The sequence below is a fragment of the Kordia sp. E genome, assembly GCF_056033805.1.
The window spans coordinates 385,274-401,780 of record NZ_JBRASR010000001.1; the positions used below are offsets into that span (position 1 = coordinate 385,274).

At 31.9% G+C, this 16,507-nt stretch carries 16 protein-coding genes; 9 read left to right on the forward strand and 7 right to left on the reverse strand.

Features of this window, described 5'->3' with window-relative positions:
* Window positions 1-24: 24 nt before the first annotated feature.
* A complete protein-coding gene (locus ACUUYC_RS01875; RefSeq protein WP_474263218.1) occupies window positions 25-2,331 on the reverse strand; it encodes a phosphotransferase in 2,307 nt (768 codons plus the stop codon).
* A gap of 188 nt (window positions 2,332-2,519) precedes the next feature.
* Between ACUUYC_RS01875 and ACUUYC_RS01880 the strand changes: the two genes are divergently transcribed.
* The 4 genes from ACUUYC_RS01880 (at window position 2,520) to ACUUYC_RS01895 (ending at window position 6,179) form a co-directional block, all read left to right on the forward strand.
* Complete coding sequence (locus ACUUYC_RS01880) at window positions 2,520-3,281, forward strand: 7-carboxy-7-deazaguanine synthase QueE (RefSeq protein ID WP_474263220.1); 762 nt, start codon at window positions 2,520-2,522, stop codon at window positions 3,279-3,281.
* 135 nt (window positions 3,282-3,416) lie between these two features.
* Window positions 3,417-4,280, forward strand: coding sequence for a sigma-70 family RNA polymerase sigma factor (locus ACUUYC_RS01885; protein ID WP_007096854.1), 864 nt, complete (start codon window positions 3,417-3,419; stop codon window positions 4,278-4,280).
* Between the two features lie 137 nt (window positions 4,281-4,417).
* Entirely contained in the window at window positions 4,418-5,077 is a 660-nt protein-coding gene (gene rpe, locus ACUUYC_RS01890) for a ribulose-phosphate 3-epimerase (protein WP_474263223.1), read from the forward strand.
* Window positions 5,078-5,522: 445 nt separating this feature from the next.
* Window positions 5,523-6,179 carry a sensor histidine kinase gene (locus tag ACUUYC_RS01895; protein ID WP_474263225.1) on the forward strand — a complete coding sequence of 219 codons (657 nt, stop codon included), beginning with the start codon at window positions 5,523-5,525 and terminating at the stop codon, window positions 6,177-6,179.
* Here the strand turns inward: ACUUYC_RS01895 and ACUUYC_RS01900 are convergent.
* A complete protein-coding gene (locus tag ACUUYC_RS01900; protein ID WP_474263227.1) occupies window positions 6,176-6,922 on the reverse strand; it encodes a zinc-dependent peptidase in 747 nt (248 codons plus the stop codon). The genes ACUUYC_RS01895 and ACUUYC_RS01900 overlap by 4 nt on opposite strands.
* A 300-nt stretch (window positions 6,923-7,222) precedes the next feature.
* Here ACUUYC_RS01900 and ACUUYC_RS01905 point away from each other — a divergent pair, with 300 nt between their 5' ends.
* The 4 genes from ACUUYC_RS01905 to ACUUYC_RS01920 all read left to right on the forward strand — a co-directional run bounded on the left by ACUUYC_RS01905 (window position 7,223) and on the right by ACUUYC_RS01920 (window position 11,045).
* A complete protein-coding gene (locus ACUUYC_RS01905) occupies window positions 7,223-8,527 on the forward strand; it encodes an aryl-sulfate sulfotransferase (RefSeq protein ID WP_474263229.1) in 1,305 nt (434 codons plus the stop codon).
* Between the two features lie 145 nt (window positions 8,528-8,672).
* On the forward strand, window positions 8,673-9,704 hold the full coding sequence (locus tag ACUUYC_RS01910) for a hypothetical protein (protein WP_474263231.1): 1,032 nt from the start codon (window positions 8,673-8,675) through the stop codon (window positions 9,702-9,704).
* A 245-nt stretch (window positions 9,705-9,949) separates the two neighbouring features.
* On the forward strand, window positions 9,950-10,444 hold the full coding sequence (locus ACUUYC_RS01915) for an RNA polymerase sigma factor (protein ID WP_474263233.1): 495 nt from the start codon (window positions 9,950-9,952) through the stop codon (window positions 10,442-10,444).
* On the forward strand, window positions 10,428-11,045 hold the full coding sequence (locus ACUUYC_RS01920; RefSeq protein ID WP_474263235.1) for a hypothetical protein: 618 nt from the start codon (window positions 10,428-10,430) through the stop codon (window positions 11,043-11,045). The genes ACUUYC_RS01915 and ACUUYC_RS01920 overlap by 17 nt, the downstream gene beginning before the upstream one ends.
* Window positions 11,046-11,104: 59 nt before the next feature.
* On the opposite strand, the gene ACUUYC_RS01925 is transcribed toward ACUUYC_RS01920, so the two are convergent.
* The 5 genes from ACUUYC_RS01925 to ACUUYC_RS01945 all read right to left on the reverse strand — a co-directional run bounded on the left by ACUUYC_RS01925 (window position 11,105) and on the right by ACUUYC_RS01945 (window position 15,556).
* Window positions 11,105-11,521, reverse strand: a complete 417-nt coding sequence (locus ACUUYC_RS01925) for a DUF2452 domain-containing protein (RefSeq protein WP_474263237.1) — start codon at window positions 11,519-11,521, stop codon at window positions 11,105-11,107.
* A 17-nt stretch (window positions 11,522-11,538) separates the two neighbouring features.
* The gene (locus ACUUYC_RS01930; RefSeq protein ID WP_474263239.1) at window positions 11,539-13,074 is read right to left on the reverse strand and encodes a cryptochrome/photolyase family protein; all 1,536 of its coding nucleotides are present in this window, start codon (window positions 13,072-13,074) and stop codon (window positions 11,539-11,541) included.
* A gap of 23 nt (window positions 13,075-13,097) precedes the next feature.
* A complete protein-coding gene (locus tag ACUUYC_RS01935; protein ID WP_474263241.1) occupies window positions 13,098-14,396 on the reverse strand; it encodes a DASH family cryptochrome in 1,299 nt (432 codons plus the stop codon).
* Window positions 14,389-14,532, reverse strand: coding sequence for a DUF2256 domain-containing protein (locus tag ACUUYC_RS01940; RefSeq protein WP_474263243.1), 144 nt, complete (start codon window positions 14,530-14,532; stop codon window positions 14,389-14,391). The genes ACUUYC_RS01935 and ACUUYC_RS01940 overlap by 8 nt, the downstream gene beginning before the upstream one ends.
* A gap of 301 nt (window positions 14,533-14,833) precedes the next feature.
* Window positions 14,834-15,556: a hypothetical protein gene (locus tag ACUUYC_RS01945; RefSeq protein WP_474263245.1), complete on the reverse strand. Its 723-nt coding sequence runs from the start codon at window positions 15,554-15,556 to the stop codon at window positions 14,834-14,836.
* 229 nt (window positions 15,557-15,785) lie between these two features.
* Between ACUUYC_RS01945 and ACUUYC_RS01950 the strand changes: the two genes are divergently transcribed.
* Window positions 15,786-16,502: a hypothetical protein gene (locus ACUUYC_RS01950; protein WP_474263247.1), complete on the forward strand. Its 717-nt coding sequence runs from the start codon at window positions 15,786-15,788 to the stop codon at window positions 16,500-16,502.
* Window positions 16,503-16,507 lie beyond the last annotated feature (5 nt).

The following is a 16,507-nucleotide window of genomic DNA, read 5'->3' on the forward strand; positions in this document are numbered from 1 at the left end:
ACAATGCAGATATGTTGTAAAAAACTATACATCTTCGCTCAAGTAAGTTAACATTGAAAGTGCTGTGTTTAATACACGTTTGGAGAAATCATACGGAATCAAAATTCCTGAAACTTCATAAAACGAAAGTCTGGTGATGATATACACTTTTAATGAATATTTATACGCTTTTAACCATTCATTCCAATCAGCATTTTGGTGTAATTGATAGTGTTCTTTTAGATATGAATAGAATACTTCTTTTGTAAAATTTTGTGGTAACACAAAACTCAAAAACTCTATAACATCTCGCTGCGGAAAATCGATTACGGCTAATTCCCAATCATAAATAATAGGAAAATCATCGTTTCTGACAGCAATATTTCTTGGGTTAAAATCGTTATGGATAACTGTTTTTTCAACGCTTAAAGCATTTGCTTCATTTTCTAAATGATCAATTTCATCGTGCAACGCACACAAAGCTAGTTGATGTGTTACATCTGCACATTCTGTAATTAAAATGTGCATCATTTTTTTGTATAATTCGGGAGATTTCCAAGGTTTAAATTCTTGTACATGCTTCACATCTATTATAGATACATTTTGATGAAACGTTGTAATCGTTGTAATTAGAGAACGAATAGTTACGGGTTTCCAATGTTCAGGGTGATTTTCTGAATTTAGAATTTTCATGTCTGAAACATCCAAAAATTCCTGAATCAACATATAAATCTCTCGTTTTGAATTTACACGTTTTCCATAATAAGCAGGCATATTTTTAAATCCACTTTTATTCAAATATTCATACAATTCAATTTCCTTCAAATGACTAGCATGGTATTCTAAATGTCGCTTGGACGTTCTCAACAAATCTGAAAGTTCCGGATTTATAGAAGCCGCAATTGTATGCAAACCTTTAATAACTTCATCATCTAAGGGTTTAGATTTGATTAATATGTTATTCGTTCCAAACCTATTATTTTCTTTGTAATCAACTTGAAAAGGAATAAATCCTATGATTTTCTTATTAACTTTTGATGCGATATTGGTCAGAATTCCATTGGCTAACAAATCACATTTCTTCGATTGTATGGATTGAATATCTTTATTTTCAAAAAAACCATTCAAACTCGATTCAACAAAATCTGGCGTAATTTCTGATTTCAACAACCATTTTACAGGTTTATTTCTTCCTAACTTTTCATGCGCTTTTGCAAATTCGCCACTTACAATTGCAGCATACGTAGATATTTCTAATCCTAATGCAAAACCAGCAATAAGTTTGGCAAATCGATTCACTTTTCCCGTTCCGTAACAGTTCATAATCTCCAATGCTTGCGATTGTTTTGGCAATGAAGTTCCGCCGCCAACACTTCCAATGACTAAGTTTGGTAACGTAAGCTGCATATATAAACCACCATTTTTTTGCTCTAAATGTAAGATTCCAACACTCGATTCGTGAATGGACGCTAAATCTTGTCCTGTTGCTACAAAAATTGCCGCAATAGCATTGGCTACATTAATATTATAACCAACCATTCCGTCTTTTTTGGCAAGTTTTTTAGATGGATGAAAACAATTCATCAGCTTATCAGAAGTCGTTCGTAATACCTTAGTGATGATTTCTTCTGGAATAGTACATTCGGCAACGACATGAATTCCACGACCACTATCTATATTATAGTGTGAAACTTTTTTGTCAGAAGCGCCATTTCCTTCAATCACAAAATCAACAGGAACAATATCAGTAGCATTTTTAAACTGTTCCACAATAGATAACATCGCATGCCAAGTACATGTGGTTGTCATATTTTGTCCAGATGCATCACCTGTTTCATATATAAATTTCAAATGCACAACTTCATCATGTTGAATGCTTTCTATTTCTACTAATTTCGCATGATTGGAATGTGATTCTGCGGCTTTTTTAATGTTGGAAAATGTATCTTTTACATACTTTTTAAAGATTGTTGCTTCATTTTCTGTTTCAAAAATGAACATTGGTGAACGTGTCATTTTTTGCCATTTTACTTCCGCAGAAAAACCATTGCTTTTACTAATCACCTTTGCGCCTCTATTCATACTTGCAATCAGAGCGCCTTCTAAAGTTCCTGCAACACAATAGGTTAATTCCTGTTTTTCGGCATCGTTAAAAAGTAATGGCCCAACAATTCCTAAAGGAATTTCTGTACTTCCTATATATGACTCAATATTATTTCGAATGTCTTGAAAGTCTAATCGTGCATTAGAAATTAAATTCGTTTGTATATTATTGGTCTCTAAAAAGTCCAAACGCATATTTGTAGCTGTGCTTGTGACCAATCCTCTTCCTGGTATAATCGGTATATTCATAAATTAAAGTTTTAAATGCTAATCAAAACTATTGCTATAATCACATCGAAATAAGGAAACAACACAAATACCTAAATTATTTTTTGCGATAATCACAAATAACTAACATATTAAGATTCAATTCTATATAGTTTTGTCTCTCAAGTAGGAATACTTTAATTTTGCATTCTACTTTTGAAGCATCATTTATGACAACATTGAAAATTGCAAATCTTGACGGGAAGCCCGAAATTTTTCATTCTATACAAGGAGAAGGAAAAAATATTGGACAACCAAGCGTGTTTATCCGAACATCGCTTTGCAACTTACATTGTATTTGGTGTGATACAGATTATACATGGAACTGGGAAAAAACACGTTTTGCACATGTAAAAGATGCAGCTCCTGATTATAAAAAGTATAAGATGGATGAAATGATTATTTCGCTTACGCTGGAAGAAATATATGCCGAAGTTTCGAAAAGTGGTTGTAAAAACATTGTCTTAACTGGTGGCGAGCCAATGATGCAATTAGAAGAATTGTCAGACTTAATGAAATTTTTCAATACTAAAGCAGATGATTATTTCTTTGAGATTGAAACCAACGGAACACTTTTGCCTGATGCAACTTTTGAATCCTTAATAGATCAATATAATGTATCACCCAAGTTGGCAAACTCAAACAATCCTAAAAAATTACGCGAAAAGCCAGAAGCATATACTTATTTTTCGGCAAACAAAAAGGCAGTTTTTAAGTTTGTAATTGCCTCTGAGGACGATCTCACGGAAGTGTTAGAAATTTGCAAAAACTACAACATTCCAAATCAAAAAGTATATTTAATGCCCGAAGGAACCAATCCGGAAGCATTGCAAAAAAAGCAACAATGGTTGATTGAAATCTGTAAAAAACATCAATTTAACTATACAGATCGCTTACATGTGCATATTTATGGTGATAAAAGAGGTGTGTAATTCATTAATTATGAATTATTTACACTTTTATGTAAACTTTATTTTAAATAATTTGTAAACTTCTGTAACATTTTAACGACTTCATACGTATAACTACTAGCGTAAGCACAATGATTAAAATCCCAAGTAGATTACATGAGACAACTTAAAATTACCAAGCAGGTTACCAATAGGGAAACTGCGTCCTTAGACAAATATCTTCAAGAAATCGGTAAAGTTGACCTTATTACAGCAGACGAGGAAGTAGAATTAGCACAGAGAATTAAGGCTGGCGATCAAATAGCGCTAGAAAAATTAACAAAAGCTAACCTTCGTTTCGTAGTTTCGGTTGCAAAGCAATATCAAAATCAAGGACTAACACTTCCTGATTTGATTAATGAAGGGAATTTGGGTCTTATTAAAGCCGCTCAACGTTTTGATGAAACACGTGGTTTTAAATTTATTTCTTATGCTGTATGGTGGATTAGACAATCTATCCTTCAAGCATTAGCTGAACAATCACGTATTGTTCGTTTACCATTAAACAAAATTGGTTCTATTAACAAGATTAATAAAACCTTTGCATATTTAGAACAAAGTCATGAGCGTATTCCTTCTGCAGAAGAAATTGCAAAAGAATTAGACATGACAGTGAATGATGTAAAAGAATCGATGAAGAATTCTGGAAGACACGTATCAATGGATGCGCCACTTGTAGAAGGAGAAGATTCTAACTTATATGATGTATTAAATTCTGGTGAATCGCCAAATCCTGATAAAGAGTTATTACATGAGTCTTTAAAAACAGAGATTGAGCGTGCATTAGAAACGTTAACACCAAGAGAAGCAGATGTTATTCGTTTGTATTTCGGATTAGGAAACCAACATCCAATGACATTGGAAGAAATTGGTGAAACTTTCGACTTAACTCGTGAGCGTGTACGTCAAATTAAAGAAAAAGCGATTCGTCGTTTAAAGCATACTTCACGTAGTAAAATATTAAAAACATATTTAGGATAATCTCCTAAAACAGCACAGCAGTTTAGTTTTTATAACATAACTGTTCGTTTTTTGATTGATGAATGACGCTCTCGCATTGCGAGAGCGTTTATTTTATACTACTTTTGCGCAAACAACAACACTACAAATTATAGATTATGTCTACAAAACGAATTGCGCCTTCTATCCTAGCCGCAGATTTTGCCAACTTGCAACGTGATATTGAAATGGTCAACCAAAGTGAAGCTGATTGGTTTCATATTGATATTATGGACGGCGTTTTTGTTCCAAATATTTCGTTTGGAATGCCTGTTTTAAAAGCAATTAGCAAACATGCTACAAAAACGATTGATGTACATTTAATGATCGTTGATCCAGACCGTTATATTCAAACTTTTGCAGATTTAGGTGCAAATGTATTAACAGTTCATTACGAAGCATGTACACACTTACACAGAACGCTTCAAGCAATTAAAGCTGCTGGAATGAAAGCTGGAGTTGCCTTGAATCCTCATACAAGTATAAACCTGTTAGAAGACGTTATTAACGATATTGACTTGGTGTGTATTATGAGTGTGAATCCTGGTTTTGGTGGACAATCGTTTATTGAGAATACATATGACAAAGTAAAAAAATTAAAAGCATTAATTACAGAAAAAGGCGCTTCAACAGAAATTGAAATTGATGGTGGCGTGAATGATAAAAATGCAAAAGATTTAGTAGACGCTGGCGCTGATGTCTTAGTAGCAGGAAGCTTTGTTTTTAAGTCTGAAAATCCAACAGAAACGATTCAAAATTTAAAGAAGATAGTTTCTTAAAGAACTCTATTTTATATAAAAATAACAAAGCAGTATTGGTGAAATACTGCTTTTTTTATGCTCTTTATTGATTAAAATAATCTTTTAATTCTGTCATGTTTCACTGCACAAGAGGTATCAATCTGCATTTTTTTTATTTTTTTGACGGAAGTCAGCGCACGAAATTCATGAATTTATACTGCGTTTTCACGGAAAACGCACCTCATTTTCGGGCAGTTGACAGAACTTTATCAAAAAACACTCCATTACATTCAATTACTTAATTATCAATATATTACTTTAAAAATTGCATTTCTACTTTCCGTGAAAATAGAGTATTAATTCATGAATAAAGACAACATCCAGTTGTTTGACAAGTGTAACAAGGCTACATTTACATATACCCATTAAGTAGCCAACAAACCCAAAGTAGTAGAATTTTTTAAACCTTTAAATTTATTTTCACATGTCTACACACGAATTAGCATTAAAATATGATCTTCTGAATTCTCAGATGAATCCTCATTTTATAAACAATGCGATTCAAAGCATCTGTAATTCGATCACAAAAGGAAATGTTGCACAGTCTATTAATTGGCTTAATAGACTTTCACATTTGTATCGTTTGGTTCAAAAATCGACCAAAACAAAAATGATCACATTACAAGAAGAAATTGAAATCTCTAAACTTTATATTGAATTACAAAAAGATTTGTTTGATCGCGGTTTTTTGTATTCTATTAAAATCAATAATCTATTGAAAGATGATTTGCAATACACAAAAGTTCCACCGTTAATTTTACAACCATTAATTGAAAATGCAATTTTACACGGTTTAAAAAGTAAAAAGAAAACTGGAAAAGGTGAGTTACACATCACAATTGATGTAGAAGACGAAATGCTATATGTATGCATTACAGATAATGGTGATGGGATTTCTGATACACAAGAAAAAAGTAATGAAGCTTCTGGAATTTCTCTAGAAAATATTAACGAACGCCTAAAAATTATTAATGGTGATGATTGTGAAAAAGAGCTTTTAAAAGTTCAAAACATTAAAACTGATAAAGGAATAACAATTGGAACGAAAAGCTGTCTTAGAATACCGTTAATTCAGCTTTAAAAGCCAGCGACATTCATATGCAACATTAATTTTACACGATTGTAAATATTAGGTAGTTTGGCACGAAATTCTTCAGGAGTTTCAAAAAAGTGCTCTACTAATACAGATAAAAATTCATATTGATTTTCAAAAGCATAATCACGCAAATAGTTCATTTCAATCAACCGTTTTTGAGCTTCTTTATTTTTTAAGGAGCGTAATAACAACTTGTAATGTTTCAAGAAATGTGTTGCACTATAACTTTTTTCAGTTAGAAAACTAAAATGTACTGCATGTGTAAGTTCATGAATTCCTAAATTAAGATTGTCATCTTCAATTTTAATTCCTTCCTCAAAATCTTCCCAAGAAAAAACAATTGTCTTATATGACGGATTTGCTTCTCCTTTATGATATTGCTGTGTTACATTGGAAAAATAATCTTGTGGATATACTAAAATCGTTTCAAACTTAGAAAGCAAATAACGATCAAATCCAAATGTTACCATAATAGCTGTCGCTGAAATCAACAATTGCATGCGTTCAGTAACAAATAAATCTTCTCTACCAACAAACGTATGATATTCTATAAAACGCAGTACTCTGTGTTCAAAAATGCATTGTTCTTTAGGTGTTAACTTATTATAAAAAGAAAGCTCCTCAACAAGTATAGCACGTTGATTTTTAGTTAATTTTTTCGGAAATAACACAAAACGAAATAAGCTTGTGTTTTTGTATAGGAATCCTTTAATGTAATATGCGAGCAATAGTAGTGGTTTGATTAATAAACAAGGTAATACTTCAAATATTGATTTGTAAAATAACGATTTTAGCTAAAATAATTATTCTTACGCATAAAACGTAAAATACTTTCAATAATTACACATGGTTCAAATTATTAAAATTTTTCATTAGACCGAAAACAAAAAATACAGTCTGAAATAGTAAGGTTTTTGTTAAAATTTTGACTTAACTTAAATCTACTTAGATTCAAAAATGAAAAGCCATTATATTACAACGGGATTTCTTCAATAATTCCATACATTTATAAAATAAAAAAAATGACTATGAAATTACAATCAACCATAAAATACTTTCTTTTTGCGAGTGTATTAGCTTTTGTAAGCTGTTCTGGTGATGACAATATACTAGCACCAACCACTGGTACAGATCCTGATCCAGATCCTATTGTACTTGCTGATGAAGTTGAGATTTATGAAGCTGATAAAATTCACAACAACCTTACGCTTGCTATTGTAAATGGTTCGGATCATGCTTTTTTACTAGACAAAACAGGCGAAAAGTTACACGAATTTAATTTCCCAGATAGATTAGGAAATGATTTAGAAATTTTACCAAACGGAAAATTATTAGGGATTTTTAAAGATGAAAATGCTGAGATTATTTTTGGTGGTAGTGCCGGAATTGCACGACTTATGGATTTGGAAGGAAATATAGAATGGGAATATACACTAAGTAATGCTGACTTTATATTGCATCATGATGTTGAAATGTTACCAAATGGAAATATATTATTGCTTGTTTGGGAACGTATTGATGAAACAATTGCGGAATTACAAGGCTCAACAAGTCCTGGAGATATTTATCCTGAAAAATTAATGGAGATTAATCCAGTAACAAATTCAGTCGTTTGGGAATGGAGAAGTTTTGACCATATTATCCAAGACGAAGATCCAATGCTTCCTAATTATGGAAATGTAAGTCAGAATCCACAATTGGTACACATCAATTATAATTTACAGGCAAATGGAGATATTATGCATGCCAATGGTTTCGATTATGATGAAAACAAAGATGTTATTTATTTAAGTGTAAACTTTTTTAATGAAGTTTGGGTAATTGATCACAGTACTACATCTGCTGAAGCAGCTACAAATAGTGGCGGAAATTATAGCAGAGGTGGAGATATCTTATATCGCTTTGGAAATCCATTAGCATATGACAATACAGTTGGAGAAGTAAGAAGCGATCGTAATCATTTCCCAAATTTACTTGAAAATGGAGTTCCTGGTGAAGGAAACATGTTATTATATGTCAACGGAAATACCGAAGGAGTTTCAAAGATTTATGAATTGGAAATGCCACAAAACTTTACGCTGACTCCTGATGCAGACAACGAACCAAACCTAGTATGGTCTTATATTAATCCAGCTATATACTCAAGTAAAATATCTGGTGCGGTACGCTTAAATAATGGAAACACTTTAATTTGTGAAGGTGATTTCGGGTTTTGGGAAATTACACCTGCAAAAGAAATTGCTTGGCGTTATAATGGTGGCGATGGCGCAGGTTTTTGGAGATGTTACGACTATGAAGCTGATGACCAAGCATTAAGCGGTTTAGGTTTATAGTTATACTAAAAAACAGTTCAATATACAGCCTTCAGTTTCACTAGAAATTGAAGGCTGATTTTTTTAAAAAAATAATACTGATTTTGTGTAACATACAACCCCATTTTTGCACTAACAGTTAGTACCGAAGCCAAAAAAGAAACGTATGACCAACACAACGCTATTCAACCGCAACTTAATACGATTTGGAATTCCAGTTCTACTACTTGTTACACTTATTATTTTTGTAAAATCATCTTACTTTCAAGCAGATTCAAATGCACTCACGTTGGGAATTACACTTGATTTATTACTCACAATTCCTTTTATTTATTTCTTATTAATTCGAAAAACAAACATTCCCAAAACGACAATCGTTCCAATGATGATTCTAGGTTTATTGGTCGGAATGTATATTTTACCAGAAAGCAATCAGCATTATTTACAAATTTTTAAATCGTGGTTTTTACCAATCATAGAAATTAGTGTTGCTTCATTTGTAGTTTATAAAGTTCGAAAAGCTATTTTATTTCATCGTACACAAACAGCTACTTCATTAGATTTTTTTACAACTTTAAAAAAGACATGCACAGAAATTTTACCCAAACCAGTTGTTGTTCCGTTTGCAACAGAAATCTCGGTTTTTTATTATGGCTTTGTGTATTGGAAAAAAAGAAAGTTAGCAAAAAACGAATTTAGTTATCACAAAGAAAGTGGTTCTGTAGCTCTATTATTTGTACTAATAATGCTTGTTGCGATAGAAATTACGCCAATTCATCACTTGCTAGCCAAATGGAATACAATTGCTGCTTGGGTTCTTACATTACTAAGTGTCTATTCTGGTTTGCAAATATTTGGATTTGCAAAATCATTAATGAAACGACCAATTGAAGTGACAGAAGATAAGCTATTGTTACGTTACGGAATCATGCATGAAGCAGAAATTCCTTTGAGTGAAATCAAAGAAATTCGACTTTCTAAAAAATCATTTACAAAAGAAGATGACATTCTTCGTTTTGCTTTATTAGGTGAATTGGAAAGTCATAATGTTATTATTGAAACACATACTGAACAAGCACTTCATGGTTTATTTGGCATCAAAAAACCATTTACAAAATTAGCTTTACATCTTGATACAGCTAATGAGTTTAAAACTACTGTAGACGCAGTTATCCAAACACAAAAAGATACTTTTTAGAAAAAAATTAAACTTCCATGTAATAATTGACATTTTGAGCCACTAACGAAGTGTACACCATTTGTATCAACATAAAAAGCTCAACAATGTTATTGTATCTTTCTTTTCATAAAATACTTCTTTACATAATTCCAATCATTATGAGTGATGGAATTAACGTAGGTATTGTAACAATATGCTGTTGTATATTTTTTAGTTATCGTATTTTAAAATATATACAAAACCATTTGAAGCGTACTTTTTAGATGAGTCAAGATTTTTACATATCACATATTCTTCCGCATGCAGCAATTATTATAAAAATTTGTCGTGCATATAGTAATTCTCAAGAAGATTTTGAAGATTATTATCAAGAAGTCTGTTTACAGATTTGGCGAAGCAAAACTAATTTTAATGAGAAATCAGCTTGGTCTACTTGGATTTATAGAATATCGTTGAATGTATGTCTTACGCTGCTTAAAAAGGACAAAAAAAACGGAAATACGTTTGCTTCCGATATAATTCCGAAAGAAGTCATGGAAGATAGTCAAGTATTTTTTGATCAAGAATCTTTGAATGAATTATATAAAGCTATTAAACAATTAAATGAGATTAACAGAGCTATTATTTTGTTGTATTTAGAAGAAAAATCATATGATGAAATAGCAAGCATTATGGGAATGAAGGTTACTACAATTGGCGTACGCATCAATCGAATTAAAGAACAGCTTAAAAAATTATTACATGGAAAAATCAATTGAACATATTTGGAAAGAAGGATTTATGAATACGGAAGCATTAGTAGCGCCAAAAATTCAAAACCTATACAATCAGAAATCGAAACATTTAGGCGATAAACTCATGCGAATGCTAAACACAGAACCAAAAGTATTATTGATTATGTCTGCTGTTTTCCTTATCGGGAATTATGCTATTGGCAATAGTTTATGGTCGGGAAGCATTGCTTCAATTTGGTGTATTATTTGGTATTTTATCATCAAAAAACAAATTAAGACTATTGAAAATGCATCAAAAGAAACGAATTGTTATGATTTTTTAAAATCGTTACATACACTTTTATTAGCGAGTCGAAATTCAATCACAAAACTACTTTGGATTGGCACGCCAATGTTGGTATTACCAATGGTAATTTATACATATTACAATCAATATAATAAAACATTTGGTGAAATTTTTGGTGTGGAAAGTTTAGCATATCCAAACGAATTACTATTTGCTATTGTACCACTGGCAACCCTATTTTCAGTAGTTTTTTATCGTATTTCTTTTAAAGCCGGTTATGGCTCAATTGCGAACAAGTTGAAACAACTAATTTCGGATATAGAAACTTTACAACAGTAATGAGATTCTGAATCAAGTTCAGAATGACGAATATTATTTATTTCAGAAAGTATATATGACTAACCTTTCACAACTTCCCACATTTTATCAGCATTCAAGCGGAAGCTTTCTACATAATCAAAACGACATTGATTTGGTCCAATGATAGACAAAAAGGGTAATTGTTTTTTATCGCGATATAAATGATAGATTTCTCCAACAATAGGTTCAAAGTTAAATTTCGCACTGTAGATTAGATTGTTGTATTCAAATTTTTCCATCAACGCATCATACTCAGCTTTGAGTTCATCATATTTCGCTTTGACTTGCTTATTGACCTTATCAATATTTACATTTTTCCACGTAATCGTATCTGGCGTAGTAATTACTGGCGCGCCTACATTCGTTGCATATGGCATTAATGCAGCATTATAACTGTTGCTTTCTTCGTCAAAAACGACATTATCTGGTTTTTTATCTTCTTCTTGCTCTTGCATGTTTTGTTCTTTTTCTATTAGTAATCATCAGGATTTGCAATGATTGCTTGTGCTCTATTTTTTAATGCTGTTAACTTTGTATTGTCCATTTTATTCAACAAATTCATCATCATAGACATACGTTGATTTCCTTTGAAATATTCGCGTTTTTCGTCTAAGAAGTTCCAATATAACGAATTGAATGGACACGTATCTTCTTCCGTTTTTTTAGATACTTTATACGAGCAACCTTTGCAGTAATTACTCATTTTATTGATATAGCTTCCGCTAGAAACGTATGGTTTTGTTGCCACTAATCCACCATCTGCAAACTGACTCATTCCACGTGTATTGGTAATTTCAACCCATTCTATCGCATCAATGTAAATTCCTAAATACCATTCATCAACCGCATCAGGATGCATTTGAGTTAACAATGCAAAATTTCCAGTAATCATTAAGCGTTGAATGTGATGTGCATAGGCATTTTCCAAGCTTTGTGTAATAGCATGTTTCAAACAATTCATCTTCGTATTTCCTGTCCAAAAGAACTCAGGAAGTGAGTTTGTATTGTTTAATGCATTCAAAGTTCTATAATTTGGCATTTCTTTCCAATACATTCCACGCATATATTCGCGCCAACCCAAAATTTGTCGCACAAAACCTTCAACTTGAGAAATATTGATGGTTTCTTTATTCGATCGCCAATAAGAAATTACAGTTTCAATCACTTCTCTTGGATGCAGCATTTTTGAATTCATTGCAAATGATAATCGACTGTGAAATAAAAAGCGTTCTTCTGTGTGCATGGCATCTTGATAATCGCCAAAATGCACCAATAATGTTGAACAGAAATAATCTAATATTTCTAAACAAGCTTTTCTGTTTGTTGGCCAATGAAAATTAGCGACATCAATGCTTCCAATCGTTTCAATTTTTGCTTCTTGAATCATTTTATAAATTCCAGCTACTGAATTTTCAACTTGTTTTATTGCTGGAATTTCAGGTGAACCTTTCCACTTTTTACGATTGCTATGATCAAAATTCCACTTTCCTCCTTCTGGGTTTTTAGCATTGATCATCATTATATCATATTTCTTTCGCATATCGCGATAAAAATATTCCATGACCATTTGCTTTTTCCCTTTGAAGAAATCTGCAAAATCAGTTCGTGATGTTAAAAAATGTTCCGTATCAACAGCTTCACTTTCAATATCAATTTCTTTGCAAAAGTTGTTTAGTTGTTCATCCAATCGATACTCGTCAGGCAATTGATATTCAAACTTTTCTATGTTATATTCTTGAATAAGTTGTTTTAAATTCGTACTCAAACCATGTTGATTCTTTTCTGTATCAAATGTATAATACACAACTTTATGATGTTCACTTTCAAGCCAACTTGAAAACGAACGCATACTTTTAAAAAACGCTACTACTTTTTGAATGTGATGTTTTACATAGCTCGTTTCTTGCTTCATTTCAGCCATGAAATATACAACATCATCATTCGCAGTTGCATACCAAGAATGTTCGTAATTTAGTTGATCGCCAAGTATAAGTCGAAGTGTTTTCATGTATTCAATTGTCAATATTTCATTTAAAATAAACTTGTTTGCAGCCACAAATTTTGAAACTTGTTATTTGCATCATAACGTTCTGCTTGCAACTTTACATTAAAGGTTCTATTCCTCGGATCATTTCCAACACCTGAAACATACAACCAATTTCCGTAGTTACTATGTACATCATAGTCGAGCAACATGGACTCAAAATATGCAGCGCCAATTCGCCAATCTAATTTTAACGTTTTAGCAAAATAAGAAGCTACATTTTGGCGTCCGCGATTGCTCATCCAGCCTGTGTGTTTTAGTTCAAGCATATTTGCGTTTACGAAAGGTTCAGCAGTTTCACCATCAATCCATTGCTGAATTAATTTTTCATCTCGATTCCAATCGTGTTGCCGCTGCAAAATACCTTCTAGCTTGAAAATATCGTTTCTATACTTAAGGGAGATATATTTAAAAAAGTCGCGCCAAATCAATTCAAAAATCAACCAATAAGTTGATTGGTTTTTGATGATTTGTGACTCATATTTTTTGACTTCATGATAAATCATGCGTGATGACAAACTTCCGTTTGCTAACCAAGCTGAAAATTTTGAACTGTAATCTGTACCAACCAATCCATTGCGTGTTTTTTTATAGTACGATAACTTTTTGGTTTCAAAACTGTAATTTCTTAAACGCTCCAAACCTTCTTTTTCGCCACCTTTAAAAGGAAAAGCGGTTCGTGTATCTTGTTCAAATTCTTCTAAACCTAACATTTGTAAACTTGGCACTTTCGTGAGATGGTCTACTCTATTTTTTTCTGGCATTCCAGAAATCGTCTCTATTTCACGAATACTTGCATATTTTTCACACTGTTTCCGAAACCCTGTAAAGACTTGTGGTATTTTACTAATTTCATATGGAATATCTTCTGGATGATATAAAAATTGATCATAACTTTCAACCCAATTCACATCATCAGAAACAACTTTTTTTACTTTTTTAAGCACACATATTTCTTCAGAAGTCCATTCTTTTTGCAAATACACAGAAGTTACTTTATGAATTTTTACATATTCAGAAATGACTTCTTCTGGCTTTCCAACATGGACAAATAATGTAATATTCAAGTCGTTTAATTCTTGCTGTAAAGCATCAACCGTTTCAATCAAAAACTGCGCACGATACTTATCTGTTTTCACAAACCCAAACCGATCTTTTTCAAAATGATGTGGGTCAAAACAGTAGATAGCTATCACAAAATTATTTTCTTTAGTGGCTTTTACCAAAGAAGTTTGATCGTGTGTACGCAAATCATTTCTAAACCAAACCAATCCTGTGTTAGTCATGCTGCTTATTTTTGTTTCTGCGACAACGTTCACTACAGTATTGAACTTCATCCCAAACACGCTCCCATTTTTTACGCCAATTAAAAGGTCGTTGGCAAACTTTACAGACTTTAGATGGTAAGTGTGTTTTCTTCATATTCTATTTTGTTTAACAAATATACAAAAATATTAAACAAAAATATTTTATGCTGCTCGAAATTGAACCTTTAACAAGCTAATTTGAAATGATTATGAATATACGCTTGCGCGATAGTTTCGGTTCCATTGTTGTCACTTTTATATTTTCAAGGAAAGAGAGTTCGTAAAACGATTCTACAATTACACCAAGTAATAGAGATCGAATAAACTCATAAGTGATTGAAAATGAACTATTTTCATTAACCACTATTAACAAAAAACTATTGCGTTTGACGATTATGTTAAAGAACAACGGATTCTTACTTAAGTATATTCAATTTATATTTTCTTCCGAAAGTTATTCCGAGTTGTATTCCATAAAAGGATTGTTTTCCATTTAATTGTGCAAAAGGAGAAAGTGCTAAGACTGTTCGTTTTCGAAGTCGCACAATTCCATTCACTCTAAAATAAAGACCTACATCTAGCGTACTAGAACCTGGAATTTTACTTGTATTTACACGAGGTGCATCACCTGAACTGAAAAGACTTCCTGAAGTTCTAGGCTGATAAGTATATATATAGGTGTTTCGCTTCATTTGATATAATGAAAAACCCGCTTGAAAATCAATTACAAATCTATTTGTTGGCTTAATTCCTTTCGATAGATAAAAGCTATATGCTCTAAAACGATCTTGGGTAGGAAACCCATTTGAATTCACCTTATCGTAAAGTTCATCAACGCCTTCCGTATAATTTATAATCATACTTGATGATGGGTTTTCAGTAAAATTAGCACTTCTAGGGCTTATAATTGTTACATCAAATCCAAAACCAAAGCGTTCTTGTCCTTGAAATTGCACATTGGCACTAAAAGTACCTTCAGGTTTATAACCGTTGGAAAAACCTTGACCAACAAAAAGATGTGTTGCAAAATATAGTTTTTGCTTTTTAACATTCGGTATGCTATCATTTTGAGCATATAGTATAAAAGGAACTATAGTCGTTAGCAAACATAATTGTAGTAGTGTTGCGAATGGTTTCATAAGAATCGATTTAAAATTAATATGAAACAAGTGTACTTGATCTTGTCTGTTTTAATGTCCGAGATCATTCATAAAGCAAAAAATCGGACAATTTCAGTATGATTTTCAGGAATCATTAGATTTTTACGTTGAAGTTCTATATTTTAGAAACTTATAACCTTTGTACATGTAAAATTCCGCCTAATATATAATTGAGTAGCCAACTTAAATTAAACCTATATATTTTATTATGGAAAATGAACAACCAGAAACATCTAGTTTTTTAAAGAAAATAATTAAAGGAGATATCCTAAAAATAGGATATGTTGTCTTGGTTACATTAATTGTGCTCATTGCCTTTATTATAACCATTCGTTTGTATGATACTGCAGCTGAAACTATGGTAACTTATTTTGAAAAACGAGATGGCACGATTCAAAAGGCGCTAGACACTACTACAAGTAACCTTCGTGAAGTTGCGCAATTAAAAGAACAATTTCTCATGATTGCTGACATTAAAGAATCATACTTATATATTTTTAAAACATATAGCGCATATAATTATACATTTTCAGGCTTTTTCACCTTCTTTTCTGTGCTTTCTGGAATATTAGGTTTCTTAGTCTTAAAAGGAGGTTGGGACAACACCAATAACTTCTATTTAAAAGCTACTTTTATAGGTGTCTTTTTCTGTTCTACACTTTTTGGAATTTTGCCAAATGTATTCGCTACAAAAGATAATATCAAAAACAATTTAGCTAAATACAATTATTACAGTGGTTTACAATTGGATATTTATGATTTAGTGAATGATAATCAAGGATATATCAAACGAAATACAACAGGTTCACTTGACACATTAAATATGAAGATTTCTGCAATCACAAAAGGGATTAAAGAAAATCAAAGTTTACATTTTGAAATTAATATTGATCAAGTTCCAACCGACATTCAACCTTTGCAATAAAATAA